The 21,898-nt window shown below is 69.4% G+C and carries 21 protein-coding genes and 1 other RNA gene; 14 read left to right on the top strand and 8 right to left on the bottom strand.

Annotated elements, in window-relative coordinates; genetic code table 11:
- Window positions 1-126 precede the first annotated feature (126 nt).
- Both B378_RS0104290 and B378_RS0104285 read left to right on the top strand, forming a co-directional pair.
- Window positions 127-771: an FAD-dependent oxidoreductase gene (locus tag B378_RS0104290; RefSeq protein WP_017342587.1), complete on the top strand. Its 645-nt coding sequence runs from the start codon at window positions 127-129 to the stop codon at window positions 769-771.
- A gap of 95 nt (window positions 772-866) precedes the next feature.
- Complete coding sequence (locus tag B378_RS0104285; RefSeq protein ID WP_017342586.1) at window positions 867-1,892, top strand: aldo/keto reductase; 1,026 nt, start codon at window positions 867-869, stop codon at window positions 1,890-1,892.
- Window positions 1,893-1,940: 48 nt separating this feature from the next.
- On the opposite strand, the gene B378_RS0104280 is transcribed toward B378_RS0104285, so the two are convergent.
- Window positions 1,941-2,399, bottom strand: a complete 459-nt coding sequence (locus B378_RS0104280) for a hypothetical protein (RefSeq protein WP_017342585.1) — start codon at window positions 2,397-2,399, stop codon at window positions 1,941-1,943.
- Window positions 2,400-2,537: 138 nt separating this feature from the next.
- Here B378_RS0104280 and B378_RS0104275 point away from each other — a divergent pair, with 138 nt between their 5' ends.
- Both B378_RS0104275 and ffs read left to right on the top strand, forming a co-directional pair.
- Window positions 2,538-2,951, top strand: coding sequence for a hypothetical protein (locus B378_RS0104275; protein WP_017342584.1), 414 nt, complete (start codon window positions 2,538-2,540; stop codon window positions 2,949-2,951).
- Window positions 2,952-3,022: 71 nt separating this feature from the next.
- Window positions 3,023-3,334: signal recognition particle sRNA (ffs, locus tag B378_RS16315), an RNA gene on the top strand.
- A 1,157-nt stretch (window positions 3,335-4,491) separates the two neighbouring features.
- On the opposite strand, the gene B378_RS0104270 is transcribed toward ffs, so the two are convergent.
- The gene (locus B378_RS0104270; protein ID WP_017342583.1) at window positions 4,492-5,076 is read right to left on the bottom strand and encodes a GNAT family N-acetyltransferase; all 585 of its coding nucleotides are present in this window, start codon (window positions 5,074-5,076) and stop codon (window positions 4,492-4,494) included.
- Window positions 5,077-5,189: 113 nt separating this feature from the next.
- Here B378_RS0104270 and ligA point away from each other — a divergent pair, with 113 nt between their 5' ends.
- The 7 genes from ligA (at window position 5,190) to B378_RS0104235 (ending at window position 13,165) form a co-directional block, all read left to right on the top strand.
- Window positions 5,190-7,037, top strand: coding sequence for an ATP-dependent DNA ligase LigA (gene ligA, locus B378_RS0104265; RefSeq protein WP_017342582.1), 1,848 nt, complete (start codon window positions 5,190-5,192; stop codon window positions 7,035-7,037).
- Between the two features lie 144 nt (window positions 7,038-7,181).
- Window positions 7,182-7,997, top strand: a complete 816-nt coding sequence (locus B378_RS0104260; RefSeq protein ID WP_017342581.1) for a hypothetical protein — start codon at window positions 7,182-7,184, stop codon at window positions 7,995-7,997.
- A 35-nt stretch (window positions 7,998-8,032) separates the two neighbouring features.
- On the top strand, window positions 8,033-8,767 hold the full coding sequence (locus tag B378_RS0104255; protein ID WP_017342580.1) for an MBL fold metallo-hydrolase: 735 nt from the start codon (window positions 8,033-8,035) through the stop codon (window positions 8,765-8,767).
- Window positions 8,768-8,883: 116 nt separating this feature from the next.
- Window positions 8,884-10,500 (top strand): hypothetical protein, encoded by a 1,617-nt coding sequence (locus B378_RS0104250; RefSeq protein ID WP_017342579.1) that lies wholly within the window; start codon window positions 8,884-8,886, stop codon window positions 10,498-10,500.
- 66 nt (window positions 10,501-10,566) lie between these two features.
- Window positions 10,567-10,977, top strand: coding sequence for a cytidine deaminase (cdd, locus tag B378_RS0104245; RefSeq protein WP_017342578.1), 411 nt, complete (start codon window positions 10,567-10,569; stop codon window positions 10,975-10,977).
- Between the two features lie 84 nt (window positions 10,978-11,061).
- Window positions 11,062-11,880 carry a nucleoside phosphorylase gene (locus B378_RS0104240; protein WP_017342577.1) on the top strand — a complete coding sequence of 273 codons (819 nt, stop codon included), beginning with the start codon at window positions 11,062-11,064 and terminating at the stop codon, window positions 11,878-11,880.
- Window positions 11,881-11,983: 103 nt separating this feature from the next.
- Window positions 11,984-13,165 carry an NAD(P)/FAD-dependent oxidoreductase gene (locus B378_RS0104235; RefSeq protein WP_017342576.1) on the top strand — a complete coding sequence of 394 codons (1,182 nt, stop codon included), beginning with the start codon at window positions 11,984-11,986 and terminating at the stop codon, window positions 13,163-13,165.
- A 125-nt stretch (window positions 13,166-13,290) separates the two neighbouring features.
- Here B378_RS0104235 and B378_RS0104230 read toward each other — a convergent pair whose 3' ends face one another.
- Together B378_RS0104230 and B378_RS0104225 are read right to left on the bottom strand one after the other, a co-directional pair.
- Entirely contained in the window at window positions 13,291-13,824 is a 534-nt protein-coding gene (locus B378_RS0104230) for an Rrf2 family transcriptional regulator (RefSeq protein ID WP_017342575.1), read from the bottom strand.
- Between the two features lie 106 nt (window positions 13,825-13,930).
- The gene (locus B378_RS0104225) at window positions 13,931-14,149 is read right to left on the bottom strand and encodes a hypothetical protein (RefSeq protein WP_017342574.1); all 219 of its coding nucleotides are present in this window, start codon (window positions 14,147-14,149) and stop codon (window positions 13,931-13,933) included.
- A 711-nt stretch (window positions 14,150-14,860) separates the two neighbouring features.
- Between B378_RS0104225 and rocF the strand changes: the two genes are divergently transcribed.
- Complete coding sequence (rocF, locus tag B378_RS0104220) at window positions 14,861-15,766, top strand: arginase (RefSeq protein ID WP_017342573.1); 906 nt, start codon at window positions 14,861-14,863, stop codon at window positions 15,764-15,766.
- A gap of 12 nt (window positions 15,767-15,778) precedes the next feature.
- On the opposite strand, the gene B378_RS0104215 is transcribed toward rocF, so the two are convergent.
- On the bottom strand, window positions 15,779-17,020 hold the full coding sequence (locus B378_RS0104215) for an RNA-guided endonuclease TnpB family protein (RefSeq protein WP_017342572.1): 1,242 nt from the start codon (window positions 17,018-17,020) through the stop codon (window positions 15,779-15,781).
- 169 nt (window positions 17,021-17,189) lie between these two features.
- Window positions 17,190-17,489 carry a hypothetical protein gene (locus B378_RS0104210; RefSeq protein WP_004596437.1) on the bottom strand — a complete coding sequence of 100 codons (300 nt, stop codon included), beginning with the start codon at window positions 17,487-17,489 and terminating at the stop codon, window positions 17,190-17,192.
- Window positions 17,490-17,629: 140 nt separating this feature from the next.
- Here B378_RS0104210 and B378_RS0104205 point away from each other — a divergent pair, with 140 nt between their 5' ends.
- Window positions 17,630-18,421 carry a PHP-associated domain-containing protein gene (locus B378_RS0104205; protein WP_026046175.1) on the top strand — a complete coding sequence of 264 codons (792 nt, stop codon included), beginning with the start codon at window positions 17,630-17,632 and terminating at the stop codon, window positions 18,419-18,421.
- Between the two features lie 92 nt (window positions 18,422-18,513).
- A complete protein-coding gene (locus B378_RS0104200; protein WP_017342570.1) occupies window positions 18,514-19,545 on the top strand; it encodes a glutathione S-transferase family protein in 1,032 nt (343 codons plus the stop codon).
- A 288-nt stretch (window positions 19,546-19,833) separates the two neighbouring features.
- On the opposite strand, the gene B378_RS0104195 is transcribed toward B378_RS0104200, so the two are convergent.
- A complete protein-coding gene (locus B378_RS0104195; RefSeq protein ID WP_017342569.1) occupies window positions 19,834-20,895 on the bottom strand; it encodes a sugar ABC transporter permease in 1,062 nt (353 codons plus the stop codon).
- Window positions 20,892-21,884 (bottom strand): carbohydrate ABC transporter permease, encoded by a 993-nt coding sequence (locus B378_RS0104190; protein WP_017342568.1) that lies wholly within the window; start codon window positions 21,882-21,884, stop codon window positions 20,892-20,894. Before B378_RS0104190 ends, B378_RS0104195 begins: the two co-directional genes overlap by 4 nt.
- Between the last annotated feature and the right edge of the window lie 14 nt (window positions 21,885-21,898).

Below are 21,898 nucleotides of genomic sequence, written 5' to 3'. Positions count from 1 at the left end.
TGACGAGGGCGCGTGCGTCTCCGAGAGCGTGCCTGTGGAGTCGGGCCGCGCCGCGGGACCGGTTTCGACACGGGCAGGACCGACGCCGACGCGAAGGGGTTTGTGTCTCCCCCGCCGATCCGACGTATGGACACGACAGCGACGGTCGAGGCGGTCGAGGCGGTCGGCCCCGACACGTACGCCCTCCGCTTCCGCGCGCCCGAGGGGTTCGCCGCCGAACCCGGACAGTTCGTGAAGCTCGGCACCGAGATCGACGGCGAGTCGGTCGCGCGCTTCTACACCCTCTCGTCGCCCCGCGTCGGCGAGACGTTCGAGGTCACGGTCGGCATCGACCCCGAGGAGGGCGGCGACTTCTCGGCGTTCCTCTCGGACGCCGAGGCCGGCACCGAGATGACCCTCTCCGGCCCGTTCGGCGACCAGCACTACGACGGCGAGCCCCGCGCGGTCGTGATCGCGGGCGGGCCCGGGATCGGCCCCGCGGTCGCCATCGCGGAGCGCGCGCTCGACGAGGGCGCCGAGGCGGCGGTCGTCTACCGCGACGACGACGTCGCGCACGCCGACCGGATCGATTCCCTCCGCGAGCGCGGCGCCGATATTCGGCTCCTCGACGCAGACGAGCCCCTGACCGACGCCGTCGCCGACGTCCTCACCGGCGCGGACGGTGAGACCGTGTTCGTCTACGGGTTCGCGGACCTCGTCGCCGACGCGGAGGCCGCGGTCGACGCGGCCGGGGGCGACGCGGACGCCGCGAAGGTCGAGAACTTCGGATAGCGGGTTCCCGGATAGCCGACTTCGCCCTGCGGCCTCCCAGCGCGCTCCCCGCCGGTGCCGCCACGCTTTATAAATAGCGCCCGAGAGGGGCGGGTATGGACTACCGACAACTCGGGAACACGGGACTCAGCGTCTCGGAGCTCTGCTTCGGGACGTGGCGGTTCGGACGCGAGACGAACGGCGTCGTGGAGACGGGCCGCGAGGAGTCGCACGAACTGCTCGACGCGGCCGCGGACCGCGGGATCAACTTCATCGACACGGCCAACGTCTACGGCAACCCGAACGGGACGAGCGAGGAGTACATCGGCGAGTGGCTCGCCGACCGCGACCGCGAGGACTACGTGATCGCCTCGAAGGTGTACTTCCCGTTCGACGGGCGCGGCGAGCCGGGACCCAACGACTCCGGGCTCGGCCGCAAGCACATCCGCGCGCAGATCGAGGGCACCCTCGACCGGCTCGACACGGACTACCTCGACGTCTACTACATCCACCGCTGGGACGAGGAGACGCCCATCGAGGAGACGATGCGCGCGCTCGACGAGCTGGTCGCCGAGGGGAAAGTGCACCACCTCGGCGCGTCGACGATGGCGGCCTGGCAGCTGACGAAGGCGCAGTGGACCGCCGACGTCAACGACTACGCGAGCTTCGACGTGGTCCAGCCGCTCCACCACGCGGGCTACTACGAGGACGTGAGCGAGTACCTCGACGTCTGTGTCGATCAGGATCTGGCCGTCTGCCCGTACTCCCCGCTCGCGGGCGGGTTCCTCACCGGGAAGTACGAGCGCGCCGATCCCGACGACCCCGAGAAGGTGATCGCGCCCGACGGCTCGCGCGCGAGCTTCGACGACCGGTTCGAGCGCTTCTACCTCTCCGAGCGCGGCTGGAAGGTGCTCGACGCGGTCCGCGACGTGGCGGACGAGCTCGACGCGACGCCCGCGCAGGTCGCGCTGGCGTGGCTCACCGAGTGGGACGAGTTCACCTGCGTCCCTATCGTCGGCGCGCGGACGGTCGACCAGCTCGACGAGAACGTCGCGGCCGCCGACCTCGACCTCTCCGACGAGCAGTGGGACCGGATCATGGACGCGCGCTACGCCCCCGACGGGAGCCTCTGGGGGCACTGAGCGGGCGGACCCGCACCGGGCGGCCGCGTCCGAATCGGAGCGCGGCCGCTACTCGTCGAAGTCGGGCAGGTCGTCCGGCGCCTCGAAGTCGGCTTCCCAGTCGATGTACTCCTCCTTGAGCGTCTCGCAGACGATCTGTCCGAGTTCCGTGAGTCCCGCGTTGATCGCGGAGACGGTCCCCCACGAGTCGAGGTCGGGGTGGAGGTCGCGCTCCTTCCAGTCCTCGGGGAGCCCCGGCGCGTGGTAGCCGACGCGGTCGGCGAAGTCGTCCCAGAAGAAGTCGAATCGGGAGACGAGCTCGAGGTCGACCGCGATCCGCCAGTCGGACTCGTCCATGTCGGTGGTGTCGACCCACTCGGAGAACGCGTCCTCCCACGCGCCCTCGCGGAGGAGCGCCTCCAGGTCATCGCGGCGGTACTCCCCGCCCGCCACCTCGGCGTCCTCGTACTCGTTCGGGTCGACGGCGGCGAGTTCGGGGGGCTCCGGCGTCTCGACGTCGAGTGACATACGACGGTATGGGCGGCGACGGGGCAAAACCCTACGGGAACGGCTCGTTCCGACGCCGCTCCCTTCGGCCGCGCGCGCCGTGCTTGCTCGGCGTGCCCGATCCGGTCCTTTTACCGCGCCGCCGTCCCGAGAGCAGGTATGGACCTCCGCGCCGTCTCGCGTCGCGTCGGGATCGCCGCCGCCGTCGTCACCGTCGTCGCGCTCGTCGCGCCGTACGCGGTCATCACTGGGCCGGAGTACACGAGCCAGCTCGCGGCGTACTACGCGTCCGGCGTCGTCGGGTGGGGCGGGATCGCGCTGTTCGCACTGCTCTCCGCGGTCGTCATCGCCTCCGTCGAGCGGGGGAACGTCGACCCCGGGACGCTCGCGGGCGTGGCGGTCGTCCTCGGGCTCGCGACGACCGCCAGCGCGGCCAGTTGGGCGCTCGCGGTTGAGCCGAGCCCGGTGTTCCGCGACCACCTCTGGCTGGTGTGGCACGCGCGCGCCGTTGTCGCGCTCTCCGTCCCCGTGCCGCTCGCCGCCGCGGTGTACGCTCGGGAGCTGCTGTCGTAGGTCAACGGAGCGGCGCCGCGGCGGCGGCGGTCGCCGAACGAAAGGCCCTTATGCCGCACCCGAATATCGTCGAACGGACTAGGTCGGGCGGTTAGGCCCCGCTCGTAACCCGTGAGGCAGTCTTCAGCGGGGACCGAACAGCGGGCACGTCCGGTCAGACCGGCGCGGGCCCCGAGAGCCAACGTGGAAGCCTCGTCCGCCGGGGACAGCGGTCCGTGACGCCCGCTCGCAGGAGCGGTCCGTCGCGGTTCGTCGGCGACACTGGGTCAGGCGCGGAAGCGAGCAGCCCACCGCCGGACGCCCGTCGCTCGTCGGGTCGCGGGGTGGAGGAGGCAATCGGGATACCCCGTGCCGGAACGCCGGGCTACCCCGCCTGTCCGCCATTCATACCGATTCTCATTCGCTGAGTGGTGACGCTACGATGTTGTGGTTGCTGGCGTGAGCGTCGACACCGCGAGCGTTCATTTATAAGTGAAGACTGTCTGGTCGGAGTTCTGTTTATAAATAAGCGACATCGTCACCGCGAACACCGCCGAAGCCCCGGCGCTCGCTTAGAAATAATCAGATCTGTTGAATTCCTCAGTACGTGATGTATTCTGACCCGGTTGCGACAAATACAGGTGACTCACGGATCGGTCAGTACAGCGGTAGCGGTGAGCAATAGCGGGAGTCGATGCTGTCGATCGATCACGACAAGACGGTGTTTAAATAGTTACGAGGGACAGCGGCGATCGCTTATAAATAGTAGGCGGTGGCGCGTGCCTCCGAGCGGCCGCCCTCGGCGGCCGCGAGGAGCACGCGCGAGGGACGCGGCGACCGGAGCGAAGCGGAGGGAGCCGCGAGGCTGGGGAGGCGTGAGGCGTTGTGCGGTGCGGGGTGGGACTCAAAGGGGCAGTCGGATCCGGGAAGACGGCCGACGCAAGCAGTGTGGCGCTACGCGCCACGGGTAGCCGGCGGCAGAGCCGCCGGCGACACCGTAGCGAACGGAGTGAGCGAGGAGCGCAGCGAGGCCCTCGACCGGAGCCGGCTGGGGGCTTTGGCGGTGTTCACCGCAACGCCGCCGCACGTTTATAAGCAGCCGACGGCGACACCGCTTGATCACTAATAAACAACTACTCAACCGAACTAATACACATACTCCCGCTACCGATCAAGAAGCGGCTCCCATCGACCGGCTGTTTCAGGCAGGAATGTATCTGAAGAATAGGATTTCAACAGAGTCGAATAATTGACCGCGGATCCGCGATGAACACCGCCGAAGCCCCAGCCGCGAGGACAGCGCACGCTCGTTGCGCTCCTCACTCGATCGCTCACTCCGTTCGCTCCCTCGTTGCGGTGCTTACGTCGCCTGCGCTGTCCTCGCGGCTGCCCCTTCGAGTCCCGCCCCGCACCGCACAGCGCCTCACGCCTCCCCAGCCTCGCCGCTCGCTCCCTCCGGTCGCTCGCGGCGTCCCTCGCGCGTGCTCCTCGCGGTCGCCGGGGGCGACCGCTCGCAGCCACGCGCCGACCGCAACCGCGGAAAGCAGGTTGGTGTCGCGGTTTAGCGTCCGGTGTCGTACTTGTAGGTCGCCGAGTCCGGGTCGATGCCGAAGTCCTCGGCGGACTCCTCCGGCTCGTCGTCGCCGGTCGGCTCAGCGTCTTTGAACGCCGTCCGGAAACGGTTCGGCATCTCGAACGCGTCGACCGCGAGCCGGAGGCCGACGACCCCGCCGCCGAGGAACTCCCGCTTCTCGGTGAGGCGCTCTCCGAGCGCGGGCGGGAGGTCGTCGGTGTCGACGCGCTCGAAGCCGAACTGCGCGAGGTATTCGGGCTGGTCGGTGAGCACGTACACCGTCTCGAACCCGTCCGCCGCCGCGGTGTCGACGAGGCGCTCGACGACGTGCGCCCCGACGCCGCGGTCGCGCCACTCGGGGAGGACACCGATGCCCGTGAGCTCGATCCGGTTCTCTTCGTCCTCGTCGCCGCGGTGGAGGCGGAGCCGGCCGAACCCGGCCCGGTCGCCGGACTCCTCGTCGACCGCGATCACGTAGTCCCGTGACCGGAAGGCGACGTCGTCGAGCCCCAGCTGCTCGATCGCGTCCAACAACCACGCCTCGTCACGGTTCTTGGCGTCGCGGACGTACATAGAGAGTCGTACGAGACCGGAGGTGAAAAGCGGTTCCCCGGCGGACGCGTCCGCCTTCCGCGACCATGACGCCATCGGGCCGCTTTTGACGGCCGCCCCCCGACCGGACGCGTATGGAGTTCGCCGCGCTGGCTGAACGGGCGGAACGGGTGGCCGCGAACGACGGCGACATCGAGACGACGCTCGCCGTCGCCGACCTGCTCGCGGACGCCGGCGCCGCCGACAGGGACGAGGACGACGGCGCCGAGCCCGACGGCTCGACCGACGATCTCCCCGTCGTCGTCCGGTTCCTCCTCGGCCGCGTCTTCCCCGCCCACGACACCCGGACCCTCGACGTCGGCCCCGCGCTCTGCCGCGAGGCCATCGCCCGCGCCGCGGGCCAGAACGTCTCCGCGGCGGACGTTGAGGACCGCCTGGCCGAGCGCGGCGAGATCGGCGCCGTCGCGGCCGCGTACGACTTTGGCGGGCAACAGGGGCTCGCCGCGTTCGGGAGCGGCCGCGACGTGCTCACGGTGGCCGAACTCGACGCGGAACTGCGCGACCTCGCGGCCGCGAGCGGCGAGGGGAGCGAGTCGCGCAAGCGGGACGCGCTGTTCGGGCTGTTCACGCGCTGTTCGCCGAGCGAGGCGGCGTTCCTCGCCCGGCTCGTCCTCGGCGAGATGCGGCTCGGCGTCGGCGAGGGGACGGCCCGCGACGCGGTCGCGGAGGCGTTCCTCGCGCCGGAGGAGACGCCCGAATCCGCCGACGCGGAAGCGGCCGATGAGCCCCGACTCGCCGCGTCCGAGGACGCCGTCGCGGCCGTCGAGCGCGCTCTTCAGGTGACGAACGACTACGGTCGAGTCGCAGTCCGCGCCCGCGACGAGGGGCTCGCGGGGCTGCGTGAGGAGTCGCTGCGCGTGGGCCGACCCGTTCAGGCGATGCTCGCGCAGGCGGGCACCGCGACCGACGCGGTCGACGCGTTCGGCGAGGTCGCCGTCGAGACGAAGTTCGACGGCGCCCGCGTTCAGGTTCACTACGATCCCGGAACCGACGGCGATTCGGCGCTCGGCCCGCGCCTCTACTCGCGGAACATGGACGACGTGACCGAAGCGCTCCCGGAGATCGTCGAGTTCGTCGCCGAGCGCGTCGACGTCCCCGCCATCCTCGACGGCGAGGTCGTCGCGGTCGACGAGGAGGGCAACCCGCTCCCGTTCCAGGAGGTGCTGCGGCGGTTCCGCCGCAAGCACGACGTCGATCGCATGCGCGAGACCGTCTCGCTGCGGCTCCACGCCTTCGACTGCCTCCACGCCGACGGCGACGACCTGCTCGATCGCCCCCTCCGCGACCGTCACGAGCGGCTCCGGGGGGTCCTGCCGGACGCGGCCGCCGACCTCACGCTCGCCGACGACGCGGAGACGATCGCGGCCGAAGAGCGGGCCGCGCTCGACGCGGGCCACGAGGGAGTCATGCTGAAGAACCCGGACGCGGCGTACACGCCCGGCGACCGGGGCCGCGACTGGCTGAAGCGCAAGCCGGACGTGGAGACGCTCGACGCCGTCGTCGTCGGCGCCGAGTGGGGCGAGGGGCGCCGCGCCGAGCTGTTCGGCACGTTCCTGCTCGCGGTTCGCGCGGAGGACGACGCGAGCGACGCCCCGGACCGCGACGCGGCCGACCGCGACGACGACGACCTCGCGCCCGCGGGTTACGCCACGGTCGGGAAGGTGGCGACGGGGATCACGGACGAGGCGCTCGCGGATCTCACGGAGCGGTTAGAGCCCCACGTCGTCGACGAGACGGGGACGACAGTCGCGTTCGACCCCGAACTGGTGGTCGAGGTCGGCTACGAGGATATCCAGACCTCGCCGACGTACTCGGCCGGCTACGCCCTCCGGTTCCCCCGGTTCGTCGGCGTCCGCGAGGACAAGGGCGTCGACGACGCCGACTCGCTCGCCCGAGTCCGCCGGCTCGCCGGCGACGACTGAGCCGACGCGAGAGGGCGGCGGGCGGCGGGTGACGGGCGACGGGCGGCGGACGGCGGGCGGCGGGCGACGGGCGGCGGGCGGCGCGGCCCCCCGTGGCGTTCCGCCACGCGAAACCCCTTCACGGTCCGGCTCGTAGGCGATCGCATGCCAGGCCCGCTCGGCGACGCGACGCGGCGCGACCTCACCGACGCGGCCGCAGACCGGCTCGCGGCCGACGGGTTCGAGGTCGACCGTCCGGAGAGCGGCGCCGAGCCGCCCGCGGTCGCGAGCCGCGGCGACGAGCGGGTCGCGGTCGAACCGCTCGCGGCGGACGACGCCACGCCGACCGTGATCGTCTCGCGGCTCGGCCACGCGCTCGACCGCGACCGCCGCGTCCTGTTCGTCGCCCGCGACGACGCCACCGCGGCCGCCGCCCGCGACCTCCTCGCCGACCCGCCGCTGCTCGCCGCACGCCGCGACGGCCGGCGCACGTTCCACATCGGGCCGGACCGGATCCCGGTCTCCGGCGGCGGCTACGCCTGCGTCCGTGCCGAAGGGCTCGGCGAACCGACGTTCGCGTGGCGCGAGACGGACACCCCCGTCGGCCCGGTGACGGCTCACTCGTCCGTCGACGCCGCCGCGGTCGACGACGAGGGGCGACCCGTCGTCCCTCGGCTCGTCTGCGAGGTGGACGGTGCGCCCGTCGCCGTCCTCGCCGGCGTCGACAGCCTCCGGTCCCCGCCGGACGCGGCGTTCCCGTTCGCGTACCGCCGCGACCCGGACGACAAGCGGTTCCGCGTCCGCCGCGGGGACGACGGGACCGTCGTCGAGACCGTCGGCGGGTTCGCCGCGCTGCGCGAGGCCGGCTACGTCCCGGTTCCGATGCCCTTGGTTCCGGAACACGCGCTGGGGCGCGAAATCGGCGACGACGCGCTCGCGGCGGCGTGGGAGCTGTCCGTGATCGACGAGAGAGAGCGATAGCCACCCTCAAGACGCCCGCGGCCGCAGGTTGCGACATGACGGTCCGCTACGAGGAGTTCGCGGTGGAGTGGCTTGGCTACGCGACGGCGCGGCTGGAGACGGACGCGGGGCCGGTCGTCTACACCGACCCCGGCCGCTACGGCGTCCTCGACGACTACTGGGCGCGCGACGGCGACCTCGTCGTCGTCACCCACGACCACCACTACGACAGCGACGGGATCCGGTCGGTCGCGACGGAGGACGCGACGCTCGTGATCTACGAGGCGGTCGACCCGGCCGGCATCGACCGCGACGTGGAGCCGATCGACGCGCTCGCGGCCGACTACGACGTGGTCCGTGTCGGCGAGGAGGAGCGCGTCGACGTCGACACGCCCGCCGGCGATGTCACGGTGTGGTCCGTCCCCGCGCACAACGACCCCGAGGGGCCGAACGCGGACGCGGACGGCTCGGTCGCGCACCCGCCCGGATTCGGCTGCGGCTTCCTCCTGTCGCTCGGCGGCCGCACCGTCTTCTGGCCCGGCGACTCGGACGCGCTCGACGGCTTCGCCGAGCTCGACGTCTCCGTCTTCCTCGCGAACATCGGCGGGGGTGGCATCGTCGCCGACCGACACGAGGCGGCCGACCTGGCCGAGGCGATGGACCCCGACCTCGTCGTCCCGATCCACTACGACACCTTCGAGCTGCTCGAAGCGGACGGCGAGGCGTTCGCGGGCGACGTCGCGAGCCGGTCGGTCCCCGTCGCGCTCGACGCGCGCTCGGCGAATCAGTAGGCCGAGCGGTCGGCGAGCCGGCGGGGAGAGAGCCCCTCGGAGCGGTCGTGGGAACGCGACCCGAACGCTCTCGCGGCCGGTGACCTTTTTAATCCGCCGCGTCCTTCCTCGGTCGCATGACCACCGAGTCCGCGCTCGCCGACGGGGTCCGGGAGGCGCTTTCGGTCGACGCCGAGGCGTTCGCCGAGCGCGCGGCCGAGGAGGCCGAGATCGTCAAACAGGAGCTCCACGACGGCTCCTTCGACAACCACCAGTCGATCGTCGGCTTCGAGTACGAGTTCTACGCGGTCGGCGACGGGCGGTGGAGCGAGGAGTCGCGGGCGGGCGAGTACGCGCTGATGCGGGTGCCCCGCCGGATGCTGGAGCTGATGGGGTTCGAGAAGGAGCTGGGACTCCACAACGCCGAGATGTCGACGAGCCCGCAGCCCCTCTCCGACCACGGGCTCCGCGCCCAGCTCGCCGAGGTCCGCGCGCGCTTAGAGGCCGCCGAAAACACCGCCGGCGTGGAGGGGATGCGGCTCGTCTCCGACGGGCTCTGGACCATCCCGCCGGCGGGCGAGACCGCCCGCGGCTACCTCACCGACAGCGTCGAGGTCGACGGGGTCACCGTCGCGGTCAACATGAGCGACTCCGTCCGCTACCACGCGATGGCGAACGCGGCCAGCGACGAGGAGGCCGACGGCGCAGAGCCGGGCGACGGGGGCGAGACCCCGACCGAGCCGACCGGGGGCGCCGAGGTCGAACTCTCCGCCCCGGGCGTGTCGCTGGCGGCGGACACGGTGATGCCCGAGAGCCTCATCACGTCGATCCAGCCGCACTACCAGGTGGCGCACGCCGAGACGCTGCCGCGGCACTTCCGGTACGCGCTCCGGATCGCCGGGCCGCTCTTAGCGCTCGGCGTCAACTCCCCGTTCTTCCCGCCGGACCTGTACGACGACGGCTGGGACGGCGAGCGCGTCCTCGACGAGGGGGCGACCGAGAACCGCGTCCACGTGTTCGAGTCCGTCCTCAACGCGCGGACCGACGCGGACAAGGTGCGGTTCCCGCGCGACTTCCGCGACGTCGAGACCGCGGTCGACCGCATCGCGGGCGACGAGACGCTGATCCCGATGCCCGACCCGGGCGGCAGCGACCGCTTCGACGACGAGTTCGCGACGTTCCGGACCAAGCATGGGAGCTACTGGCGCTGGGTCCGCCCCGTCTTCGAGGGGGCGAGCCGCTCCGCCGCCAACGCCCGGATCGAGTTCCGCCCGATTCCCGGTCAGCCCACGGTCCGCGACTCCATCGCGTTCCAGGGAGCGTTCGCCGGGCTGATGCAGGCGCTCGCGCAGCACGAACACCCGGTCATCGGGCTTGACTGGGAGACCGCCCGCGATAACTTCTACGCCGCCGTGGCCGACGGGCTCGACGCCGACATGGAGTGGATCGGCCGCGACGGGGAGCGGACGACGGACACGGACACGCTGTACGCCGACCTCCTCGACCACGCCGAGGCCGGGCTCCGGACCGCGGGCTGCGCGGACGACGAGGCCGCCGAGTGGATCGCGCCGCTGCGCTGGCGCGTCGCGAACCGCACGACGCCGGCGAGCTGGAAGCGCGACCGCGTCCGCGCCCGGCTCGACGACGGCGACGACTTCGCGACCGCGGTCCACGACACCCAGCGCGAGTACATCCGCCAGCAGGCGGACACCCTCATCGACGGCGGCTTCTCGGCGTGGACGGGCGATTCCTGACGGGGAGACCGGTTCCGCGCGACCGCAACACAGTACAGTTATCGGCCCGCCGCGTCATCCGTCGGTATGGACGATGACGATCTGATCGCCGCGGCGCGCGAGGCCTTGGAGGCCGCCCACGTTCCGTACTCCGAGTACCGCGTCGGCGCCGCGCTCCGGACCGCCGACGGCACCGTCTACACCGGCTGTAACATCGAGAACGCGAACTACTCCAACAGCCTCCACGCCGAGGAGGTCGCGCTCGCGGAGGCGGTCAAGAACGGCCACCGCGAGTTCGACCGGATCGCGGTCTCCTCCGGCGTCCGCGACGGCGTCACCCCCTGCGGGATGTGCCGGCAGACGCTCGCGGAGTTCGCGGCCGACGACCTCGTCGTCGCCTGCGACGAGGGCGGCGACGCCGTGACGGAGTACACGCTGGGCGAACTCCTCCCGAACACCATTTCGGAGGGGACCCTCGACGACGCCAGCAGGGAGTGACGGCACGGCGGCCCGCCGCCGCCGAGACGTCCCCGAGCGACCGAGACGGAACTACTTTTAAACGGCTCGCCGAAGGGCGGAGACATGACCGAAGACAGCGAGGACCCGAACGACGGGGCCGGCTACCACGTCGAGGCCGGGTCCGAGGACGTCGCGGACGCGGTCCTGCTCCCGGGCAACCCCGAGCGCGTCGACAAGATCACGGCGCTGTGGGACGGCCACGAGGAGGTCGCGCGCCACCGCGAGTACCGCACCGCGACCGGCACGTACGACGGCGCGCCGATCTCCGTCACCTCCACCGGGATCGGCTCCCCGTCGGCCGCCATCGCCGTCGAGGAGTTGGCGCGCGTCGGCGTCGACACGTTCATCCGGGTCGGCTCCTGCGGCGCGATCCAGCCCGAGATGGAGGTGGGCGACCTCGTGATCACGACCGGGGCGGTCCGCCAGGAGGGGACGAGCGACGAGTACGTCCGCGAGGACTACCCCGCGGCCGCGGACGGCGAGGTCGTGTCAGCCTTAGTCGCCGCCGCCGAGCGGCTGGGCCACGACTACCACACCGGCGTCACGATGAGCGCCGACTCCTTCTACGCGGGCCAAGGCCGCCCCGGGTTCGAGGGGTTCGAGGCCGCCGGCTCGGACGAGCTCGTCGAAGAGCTTCAGGACGCGAACGTGAAGAACATCGAGATGGAGGCGTCGTCGATCCTCACGATCGCGAGCGTGTACGGGCTCCGGGCGGGCGCCGTCTGCTCCGTCTACGCGAACCGCGTGACCGGCGAGTTCCGGACGGAGGGCGAGTCGCGCGCGGCCGAGACCGCGAGCCTCGCGGTGAAGCTGCTCGCGCGCATGGACGAGGTCAAGCGGGAGGCGGGCGCGGACCGCTGGCACGCCGGCCTCTCGCTGTAGCGGGCGCGCGGTCCCGTCGCGGCGGACCGAACCCGCCGCGTCGGCGATTCTCGCCTGCGAGCGTTCCAAAGCGACTTTATCTGCGCGCCGTGGAGTTACGGCCATGAGTACACAGGTCGTCGTCGTCGGCTCCGGGTACGCCGGCGCAGGGGCGGTGAAGGCGTTCGAAGACGAGGTCGGGGAGGGCGAGGCCGAGCTCACGTGGATCTCGGAACACGACTACCACCTCGTCTTACACGAGGTCCACCGCGCGATCCGCAACCCCGCCGTCGAGGACAAGATCACGATCCCCGTCGACGAGATCAAGTCGCCCGAGTCCGACTTCGTCCAGGGCCGGGTCGTCGACGTCGACACCGACGAGCGCGTCGTCGAGACCGACGACGGGACGACCGTCGACTACGACTACCTCCTCCTCGGTATCGGCTCCACGACCGCCTTCTTCGGCATCGAGGGGTTAGAGGAGCACGCCCACCAGCTGAAGGGGCTCGACGACGCGAAGGCGATCCACGAGGACGTCCGCGAGGCGGCCGCGGACGCGACCCGCTCGGACCCCGCGCAGGTGATCGTCGGCGGCGCCGGTCTCTCCGGCATCCAGACGGCCGGCGAGATCGCCGAGTACCGCGACAAACACCGCGCGCCGCTCGACATCAAGCTGGTCGAGGGGCTCGACGAGGTGTTCCCCGGTAACGACCCGCAGATCCAGGGGGCGCTCCGCCAGCGGCTCGAGGACGCCGACGTCGAGATCCTCACCGGCGACTTCATCTCCGAGGCCGACGAGGACGCCGTCTACCTCGGCGGCGGCGAAGACGAGGAGCCGGAAGAGCTGGGCTACGACGTGCTGATCTGGACCGGCGGAATTACGGGCCAGCCCGAGCTGGAGAACGTCGAGGTCGAGAAGGACGACCGCTCGAACCGCGTCCACGCCGGCTCCGACTTCGCCACCAGCGACGACCGCGTGTTCGCCATCGGCGACACCGCGCTCGTCGAGCAGGGCGACGACGACGTCGCGCCGCCGACCGCGCAAGCCGCCTGGCAGGCCGCGGAGGTCGCGGGCGAGAACCTCGCGCGCGCCGCCCGCGGCGCGCCGCTCCGCTCGTGGACTCACGAGGACAAGGGAACGGTCATCTCCGTCGGCGAGGAGGCGGTCGCTCACGACGTGATGGGGATGCCGATCAAGACGTTCGGCGGCACGCCCGCGAAGCTCCTGAAGAAGGCGATCGCCACGCGCTGGATCAACAAGGTCTCCTCCGCGGGCCGCGCGGTCGGCGCGTTCGGCGACATGTGAGCGCGGGCGGCTCGCGACGGCGACGCGTCTCTCGGCTTCGACCTCCGACTCTTCTCGGCGACGAATCGACCTGCGATTCCCGGTTGAAAAGCCTCCGCAGCGAGTGAGGAACTCCGCTTCCGCAGTCAGTGCTCGGCCGGCTCGTCGGGCGCCCGCATGTCGTCGATCCGCAGGATGAGAATGTTCGCGGTGTCGTCTTTGCCGTCGACGGTGCCGTCGATGACGAGCTTCGAGAGCGGCGTCGGGCCGACGGTGACGCTGTCGCCCTCGTGGAAGTCGCGGACCGAGCCCTGAACGTGGATCTCCGCCCGGCACAGCTCGGGGTGGTGGACGCTGGAGAGGTCGATCCCGTCGACGTTGACTCCGTCGAGCTGCTCGCCCGCGTGGAAGATCGGGACGTCGGCCGGCTCGTCCATGCGCTGGATGTCGAGCGCCTCGTAGGCGTTCGAGGTGGGCTTGTAGCCGCCCTTCGGGCCGGGTACCCCCTCGACCAGCTGGAGGGCCTTGAGGCTCTGCATCTGGTTGCGGATCGTCCCGGGGTTGCGGTCGACTTCCTCGGCGATCGCCTCGCCCTTCACGGCGTCCTCCTGCTCCCCGTACAGGTTAATGAGAGCCGAGAGGATGCTTTTCTGGCTCGACGTGAGCTCGATCGATGACATGGTGCCAATTACAGAGCGCCCCCGCTTAAATGCGATGGAATTCACTTATAAATGATCGTGTGAGATCCCTCGGCGACCGAGCGCCGTCAGCCCGCGGCGCGCCGGTCTACTCCCCGCGCAGCCGCTTCATCCGGACGTACGCGAGCGGGCTCGACAGCGCCACCACGACGCCGACGCCGACCAGCGCGACCCCGAAGTCGACGGCGACGAACGAGACCGCGGCGCCGACGAGCCCGATCGCTGCGCCGGTGAACGCGACCGCGATGGTGGCGCCGATCGGCTCGATGTCGGCGGGGTCGACCGAGTAGGGATCGGAGCTGCTCATGAACGACTCGTGAGGGGCCGAGCGCAAAACCGTGTCCGATCCGGCGAGGCGGGCGAGCGCGACCGTCGATCCCGGCTCTGTTGAACTCCTCCGTCGGTAACGCGTTTTGACCCGGGTTGCGGTCAATACAGACGTAGCGACGAGCGATTTCGGGAGTGGGTATCGCAGATCGGTAGCAGCGATTCGGTATTTAAGTAGTCGCCAGCGGCGGCGACGGCCGCTTATAAATAGCCGGCGGTGGCGCGCCTGCGAGCGGCCGGAGCGAAGCGGAGGCCGCGAGCCAGCCCGCGAGGGACGCGGTGAGCGCTCGAAGAGCGCGAACCGCGAGGCTGGGGAGGTGTGAGGCTGCGGTGCTGTGCGGAGTGGGTGGGGCTCAAAGGGGCAGCCGTCGAGGTGGGCGGAGGCGATGTAAGCACCGCAGGAACGAGCGAAGCGAGTGACGAGGAGCACAGCGAGCGTCCGCCCACCTCGACGGCTGGGGCTTTGGAGGCACTCGCCGCAGTAGCGTCAGTCACTTATAAACAGCTGACAGCAACACCGCGCTCCGATTTATAAACAACCACACTCACAACCTACGACACCTACTCCCGCAACCGATCAAGAAGCACGCTTCAGTGAACCGCTGTTTCGGAGGAGGACCCATTTGAAGAACGGGATTTCACCAAAGCTTCGAACCCCACAATTCAAGCGCCGGCGCGTCGCGTTGCCGGTATGGACACGGTCAGGATCATCGGCGCGCCGACCGACTACGGGGCGAACCGACGCGGGGTCGACATGGGACCGTCGGCGATCCGGTACGGCGGGCTCGCCGACCAGCTCGCCGGCGCGGGCGTCGACACCGTCGACGCGGGCGACCTCCTCGTCCCGCGGGCGGAGGAGCGCGACCCGGACGCGGACGCGCCCAGCGAAGGGAAAGCGAAGTTCCTCCGCGAGACGGCCGACGTCTGCCGCCGGCTCGGCGACGAGGTCGCCGCGACGCTCGACGACGGCGAGGTGCCGCTCGCGCTCGGCGGCGACCACTCCATCGCGATCGGGAGCCTCTCGGGGTCCGCGCGCGACGCCGACATCGGTGCCGTCTGGTTCGACGCGCACGCCGACCTCAACACCCCCGCGACGACCCCCTCGGGCAACGTCCACGGGATGCCGCTGGCGGCCGCGCTCGGGATCGACGAGTTCGCGGACACCGAGTGGGCGAACGCGGCGGGGCTCTCGCCGGAGAACGTCGCCCTCGTCGGACTCCGGTCGGTCGACGAGGCGGAGGCGGAGCTCATCAAAGAGCGCGGCTTCGCGGCGTACACGATGTCCGACATCGACGAGCGGGGGATCACCGAGGTCACGGAGGAGGCGCTGTCGGTCGCCGCGGACGGCGTCGACGGGATCCACGTCAGCCTCGATCTCGACTGGCTCGACCCCAACGCCGCGCCCGGCGTCGGGACGCCTGTCCGCGGCGGGGTCACCTACCGCGAGGCCCACAGCGCGATGGAGATCGTCGACGAGACCGACGCGCTCCGCTCGATGGAGATCGTCGAGGTGAACCCGACGCTGGACCAGCACAACGAGACGGCCGAGCTGGCGACGGAGCTGGCGGCGAGCGCGTTCGGGAAGCGGGTCTTGTGAATCGCCTCGGGGTCAAGCCCCGAGGCTTCCCGTTTCCACGACGTGACTTGCAGACACGGACTCGAAGTGAGTCGTGTCCGTAGCGGTCACAGTCTCCACGGGCGTGTCTTCGGGCCATCCCAGCCCTAATTCAGAAAAGCCTCTCTGTAAGACGTTCATCGCCGCATTCGCGTCCCTGTCCGTCTCAAATCCACACGACGGACAGGAGTGTTCTCTGACCCAGATGGGTTTCGCTGTCTCCACACCGCACGACGCGCACTCTTTGGTCGTGCCTCTGGCTTCGACTTGAACGACGTGACAGCCGTACAACTCGGCTTTGTATTCGAGCAGGGTGATGAACTGTCGCCACGCCGCATCCCGCTTGTTTCGAGTGTTGTGCGACTGTTCAAGCATCCCCTTCACGTTCAGGTCTTCGACGAATACAGCGTCGTACTCGCGGACGAGCCATGTCGTTATCTTGTGCTGGTAGTCCAGCACTTTCCGACGAATCCGACGCTTGACTTTGGCAACTTCAACTCGTTGTTTCTCGTAGCTGTTCGACCCCTTCTCCTTCCGGGATAACTTACGCTGTTCGCGTCCGAGTCGCTCGTAGTCGTCTTCGAGGTCGAGCCAATCCACGGTTTTGCCGTCGCTGGTGTGGATGTAGTTGAGGATTCCGAGGTCGATACCGACGCTGTTGCTCGCGTCCAGCGATTCCACGTCGGGTTTCTCGGGGAGATCGGCGTCGTCGGTTTCGAGGCCGAAAGAGACGAACCACTCGCCAGTCGTCTCCTTCTTGAACGTGACCTCTTTGATCGTGGCGTGGTCGGGAATCGGGCGGTGGTAACGAATCTTCACCCAACCGATTTTGCTGAAACGGACGTAAGCGAACCTGTCTTGGCCCCTCTTTTCATCGAGGTCGAAACCAGACTGGTTGTACGTCACGCTTTGATAATCGGTGGGTGCTTGCCGTTTGAGCCGACCAACGTTGTATCCCTTCTCTTTCTTTTTGCGAAGGTTCGAGAGGTTCCGATAGAAGCGTGCGACGGTGGCTTGGGCGGCCTTCGAGTGTAGTTTACTGAAGACGGGCCACTTTCGCTTCCAGTCGGGAAGTTTGTTGTTCTGGTCGTACTCACTCGGCTTATTGTCCTCCGGGGCTTGTTCGTAGTCCCAGCGGACGTGGTTGTAGAGCTGACGATGAACATCCAGATGGTGTTCCAGTCCAGCCGCTACCTCTTGTGTCGGGTAAGCGTGGTAGCGGTGACTGTGTTCCATCGCTGTCTATCGATTAGTGATGTGTTCATTTAGTGGTTTGTATCACGAGTTGTCGGCTTCATCCCCGAGGTCAACCCTCGGGGTATTCGCCTTGTCCGCCGATAAATCGCGGTCGGAGGGAGGTCGGGGAGAGGTCGGCGGGTCGGGGTCGGGGCCTCGAAAGGTCAGGTCAGACGCCCCGGTCGAGCTCCTCGACGACCCGCTGGAGGTCGGCTGCCGACTCGATCTCGCCTTTGATCTCCTCGCGGCGGCGGACCGCCGCCGAGTCGGCGTCGTACGCGCGGACGAACTCGGCGCGGGTGTGCTCGTCGAACGCGTGGCGGATCGCGAAGTAGCCGTCCGGGACGATCGTGCCGCAGACCTTGCACTCGTGGCGCTGATGCTCGTTCGTCTGGTGGACGATCGCCGCCTCCACGTCGTCGAAGGCGGCGTCGCAGTCGCCGATGCCGCACGTCCAGCGAGGGGCCATACCCCGAACTCTCGCCCGAGGGGGATTAACGGTTTCCCACCTCGACGGGGGCGCACCGCGGCGTCGGGTCCGATCGGCGCCGCGCGTCCCCCTGCGACTGGGCCGCGGTCGCGGCACCGTCGTCGTCGAACGATACGTCTTTGCGCCGCCGCGACGACCGTGCGACCGTGACCCGACCGCAAACGCGCGTCGACGCCCACGTCAAGGTGCTCGACGACGAGGTCGTCGCCCGCGCGAAAGATCGCGGGATCGACGCGCTCGTGTACGCGCCGCACTTCACGCGCCTGCCGACGATCCGCGAGCGCGCAGCGCGGTACACCGACGACGAGCTGACCGTCGTCCCCGCCCGCGAGGTGTTCACCGGCGACTGGGGGAACCGGCGCCACCTCCTCGTGCTCGGACTCTCCGACCCGGTCCCCGACTACATCACCTTCGAGGGCGCGATGGCCGAGTTCGAGCGGCAGGACGCGGCGGTCCTCGTCCCGCATCCCGGCTTCGCCACCATCTCGCTCACGCGCCCCGAGGTCGACGCGCACGCCGCACGGCTCGACGCGATCGAGACGTACAACACGAAGCTGCTCCCCCACCAAAACTCGCGCGCCCGCCGGACCGCGGAAGAGACCGGCTGCGCCGGGTTCGGATCGTCGTACGCCCACCTCCCCGGCACGGTCGGCGAGGCGTGGACCGCCTTCGAGGGCGACCTCGACGACGAGGAGGCGGTCGTCGACGCGTTCCGCGAGCGCCGCCCCCGGACGGTGATCCACCGCGGCGGCGCCGGCCACCAGCTCCGCGGGCTCGTGGAGTTCGCGCACCTCGCTTACGAGAACACGTGGGCGAAGCTCGACCGGATGTTCCTCTCGGGCAACGAGCCGACCCTCCCGTCGAACGTCGCCTACGAGGGCCGGTTCGACGACGTGAGCGTCTACGAGTAGGAGGGGTCGAAATCCGGCGGTTCGCTCCGCGCTCGACGGGTGACACGCGTGTCCCCGCCCACGTTATACGGACGGAGGCCCACGTGTTAGACATGAATCAGCTCGTGAACGGCGAGTGGCGGACGGACACCTACGAGGCGACGGACGAGGACGGCTCGTTCCAGCGCGGCGAGACGACCTTCCGGAACTGGGTCGCGGGCAGCGACGTGCCCGACCACGTCGACGCGGAGCCGGACGAGCGCTTCCAGCCGGAGGCCGGCCGGTACCACCTGTACGTCTCGTACGCCTGCCCGTGGGCGCACCGCACGCTGCTCGCGCGGTCGCTGCTCGGCCTCGAAGACGCGATCAGCGTCTCGGTCGTCGACCCCTACCGCGGCGAGGACGGCTGGCAGTTCACCCCCGAGAAGGCGGGCTGTACCCGCGATTACCTCCACGACAGCGACTACCTCCGGGAGCTGTACGTGGAGGCCGACCCGGACGCCACCTGTCGGGTGACCGTCCCCGTGCTGTGGGACACCGAGGAGGAGACCATCGTCAACAACGAGTCGCGCGAGATCCTCCGAACCCTCTCGACCGCGTTCGCCGACCTCGGTAACGGCGTCTCGCTGCTTCCGGACGCGGACGATGACGCGACCGTCGCGGACGTCGACGAGGTGATCACCGACATCTACGAGCCGATCAACAACGGCGTCTACCGCGCCGGCTTCGCCACCTCGCAGAGCGCCTACGACGAGGCGATCGACGACCTGTTCGGCGCGCTCGACGCCTACGACGACCGGCTCGCCGATCAGCGCTACCTCGTCGGCGATTCACTCACCGAGGCGGACATCTGTATGTTCACCACGCTGGTCCGCTTCGATCAGGTGTACCACACCCACTTCATGTGCAACCGGCAGTTCATCCACCAGTACGACAACCTCTGGCCGTACCTGCGCGACCTCTACCAGACCGAGGGCGTCGCGGAGACGGTGAACATGGCCCACATCAAGGAACACTACTACACCACGCACCCGGACGTGACTCCCTCGGGGATCATCGCGCGCGGCCCCGACCTCGACTTCGAGGCCGACCACGACCGCGAGCAGCTCGGCGGCGAGGCGCCGACCCCGACCGCCGACGACTGAAGAGCGAACGGTTCGGCCGACTGTAGCTCTTTTCGGAGTCGATTTTGCGGTGGCGCGTGCCTGCGAGCGGCCGCCCCCGGCGGCCGCGAAGCAGCACGCGTGAGGGAGCGGTGAGCGCTCGAAGAGCGCGAACCGCGAGGCTGGGGAGGCGTGAGGTGCCGTGCGGAGCGGGGCGGTGCCGACGATCGATCGCGGGTCGGATCGGCGCATCGAGGGATGACCGCGGCAGCGAAAACGAGAAACGAGAAACGCAGACGGACGGACGGACGGCGGACCGCGCTCGGCCCGTTACCCCTCCATCCCGCCGAACGAGAGGCCGTCCTCGACGGAGCGCTGGGCCGCGAAGTAGACGATCGCGACCGGCAGCGCGAACAGGTTCGCGAACGCCGCGAACCGCGTCCACGGCGTCGAGAACCGGCCCTCGGTCGCGATGTTGTACAGCTCCACCGAGAGCGGGTAGTTCTCGGGGCGCAGCAGCGTCTGCGCGATGATGAACTCGTTCCAGCCGGCGAGCCAGACGAAGATGAGCACGACGGCGAGCCCCGGCTTCGTCAGCGGGAGGATCACCTCCCGGATCGTGTCGAGGAAGCTCGCGCCGTCGACCATCGCCGCCTCCTCGTAGGAGACGGGGATGTTGTCCATGTACGTCTTCAGCAGCCACGTGTTGAACGGGATCGCCGACGCGGCGTAGAACAGCCCGAGGACGAACAGGTTGTTCGTGAGCCCGTAGCTGCTGAACAGCGAGTACAGCGCCACGAGCGTCGCGATCGACAGCCCGGCGCCGATCTGCGTGAAGAGGACGTAGCCGTAGAGGATGCGTTTGCGGCCGACGAACTTCCGGCGCGAGAACGCGTACGCCGCCGGGACGATCATCCCGAACCCGGCCGCGAGCGTCACGCTAACGATGTAGAGACTGTTGAACACCGCGCCCGGGCCGGTCTCGGTGCCGGCCCACCGGAAGCTGACCAGCCCGCCGCTCCCGCCGAGGACGAGCTGGGGGTACCCCCAGTCGCCGTCGACGAAGAAGAAGTCGGACTCGAACACCACCCACCGGTACGCGCCGAGGTTGTACGTCGACGGGTCCGGGAAGATGCCGCTGGTGGTGAACAGCCGCGTCCCCTCCGCCAGCGACGCGGTGAAGATCCAGAACAGCGGGAACAAAAGCACCAACACCATCGCGAACCCGAACAGCGTCATCAGGACGCTCTTCGAGACGTCCCACGGGGTGCGCTTGCCCGTGCGGAGGTCGTAGATCGCCCGCTGGACCGTGACGACGAACCGCTTCGGCGCGGTCGCGAACGCGACCAGCTTGGCGGCGACGAGCGCCGCGAACGAGCGGAGCACGCTCATTCCTCACCCACCCCCTCTGCGAGGCCGCCGTAGCGCACGGCGACGAGCATGAAGAGTCCGACGAAGGCGATGGCGACGATGAGGATCGCCGCGGAGAGCCCGAACTCGTTGAAGCTGATCGCCTCGCGGTAGCCGTACACGATTATCAGCTCGTTCTTTCTGGCCGGGCCGCCCTGGTTGAACACCCACGGGATCAGGAACTGCTGGAACGACGTCGCGGCCGTGAGGATCGAGGCGAACAGCACCGGCCCCTTGATCGCCGGGAGGGTGACGGTCCGGAACCGCTGGAGCCACCCGGCGCCGTCGACCATCGCGGCCTCGTGGAGCGACTTCGGCACGTCCTGTAAGGCGCTCACGATGATGATCACCATGAACGGGTACGCGAGCCACACCTCCGTGGTGACGTACGCGAAGAACGCCTCCCAGCGGCCGCTGAGGAAGCCGATCGGCACGTCGAACAGCAGGACCTGGGGTGCGGACAGCGACGACATAACGTCGTTGTAGCGGCCGAGCAGCGTGTTGAACACGCCGAACCGGGCGTCGCTGAACATCCCGCGCCAGACGGTGATCGTGAAGATGCCGGGGAACCCCAGCGGGACGATCACCGCGGCGCGCATGTAGCGTTTGCCGACGACCCGCGCGTGGTTCAACAGGAGCGCGATGCCGACGGCGACGAACACCTTGACCACGAGCGAGACGGCGACGAACAGCCACGTCGTCGACATCGACGTCCAGAACTGCGGGTCTCCGAGCAGCTGTACGTAGTTCTCGAGTCCGATCAGCTCGGCGCCGCCGCCGATCACCGACCCGGCGAACGTCGCGTCGGTCAGCGAGATGTAAAACAGGTAGACGATCGGGTACAGCATGAAACTCGAGAAGAGGACCACGCCGGGGATGACGAGCAGCAGTCCCCAGTCGCGGCCGGAGAACGGCAGCGCTGACCGGAGCCGCGAGAGCCCGTCGCCGGCGTCGAGTTGTGAAGAGGCCATGGTGGCTGGTGGAG

The organism is Halorubrum sp. T3 (genome assembly GCF_000296615.1).
GTDB classification, from domain to species: domain Archaea; phylum Halobacteriota; class Halobacteria; order Halobacteriales; family Haloferacaceae; genus Halorubrum; species Halorubrum ruber.
This window is presented reverse-complemented; position numbering and strand designations above follow the sequence as displayed.